The organism is Alteromonas sp. ABV2_168, from assembly GCF_056161165.1.
Genome location: NZ_JBSWYQ010000020.1, coordinates 1 through 1,441 on the forward strand (window position 1 = coordinate 1; position 1,441 = coordinate 1,441).

1 rRNA gene is annotated in these 1,441 nt (G+C 51.0%); it reads left to right on the forward strand.

Annotated features, from left to right (window positions below):
* A 23S ribosomal RNA gene (locus ACXAH4_RS20060) occupies window positions 1–1,386 on the forward strand; the annotation flags it as partial.
* Window positions 1,387–1,441: the final 55 nt, after the last annotated feature.

Here is a 1,441-nt window from a genome sequence, read left to right on the forward strand (position 1 = left end):
GAGACACGAGACGAGCTCCCAAGGGAGTGAAGTTGTTGATGCCCTGCTTCCAGGAAAAGCTTCTAAACTTATGATTATGTGAACCGTACCCCAAACCGACACAGGTGGTCAGGTAGAGAATACTAAGGCGCTTGAGAGAACTCGGGTGAAGGAACTCGGCAAAATTGTACCGTAACTTCGGGAGAAGGTACGCCCCTGATTGTGATGAGACTTGCTCTTTGAGCAGTCGGGGGCCGCAGTGACCAGGTGGCTGGGACTGTTTATTAAAAACACAGCACTCTGCTAAATCGTAAGATGACGTATAGGGTGTGACACCTGCCCGGTGCCGGAAGGTTAATTGATGGGGTTAGCGTAAGCGAAGCTCTTGATCGAAGCCCCGGTAAACGGCGGCCGTAACTATAACGGTCCTAAGGTAGCGAAATTCCTTGTCGGGTAAGTTCCGACCTGCACGAATGGTGTAACCATGGCCACGCTGTCTCCACCCGAGACTCAGTGAAATTGAAATCGCAGTGAAGATGCTGTGTACCCGCACCTAGACGGAAAGACCCCGTGAACCTTTACTACAGCTTGGCACTGAACATTGAACCTACTTGTGTAGGATAGGTGGGAGGCTTTGAAATTGGGACGCCAGTTCCAATGGAGCCGTCCTTGAAATACCACCCTGGTATGTTTGATGTTCTAACGTTGTTCCCTTATCGGGAATGCGGACAGTGTCTGGTGGGTAGTTTGACTGGGGCGGTCTCCTCCCAAATAGTAACGGAGGAGCACGAAGGTTAGCTAATCACGGTCGGACATCGTGAGGTTAGTGCAATGGCATAAGCTAGCTTAACTGCGAGACAGACACGTCGAGCAGGTACGAAAGTAGGTCATAGTGATCCGGTGGTTCTGTATGGAAGGGCCATCGCTCAACGGATAAAAGGTACTCCGGGGATAACAGGCTGATACCGCCCAAGAGTTCATATCGACGGCGGTGTTTGGCACCTCGATGTCGGCTCATCACATCCTGGGGCTGAAGTCGGTCCCAAGGGTATGGCTGTTCGCCATTTAAAGTGGTACGCGAGCTGGGTTTAGAACGTCGTGAGACAGTTCGGTCCCTATCTGGTGTGGGCGTTGGATGATTGAGGGGAGCTGCTCCTAGTACGAGAGGACCGGAGTGGACGAACCGCTGGTGTTCGGGTTGTTTTGCCAAAGGCATTGCCCGGTAGCTACGTTCGGAATCGATAACCGCTGAAAGCATCTAAGCGGGAAGCGAGCCCCGAGATGAGTCATCCCTGAGGTTTAACCTCTCTGAAGGGTTGTTGAAGACTACAACGTTGATAGGCAGGATGTGGAAGTGTTGCAAGGCATTAAGCTAACCTGTACTAATTGCCCGTGAGGCTTAACCATACAACGCCTAAGTAGCTTTTACTTAGAAGTTGTAAGTTAAAGACTGACTAATTAA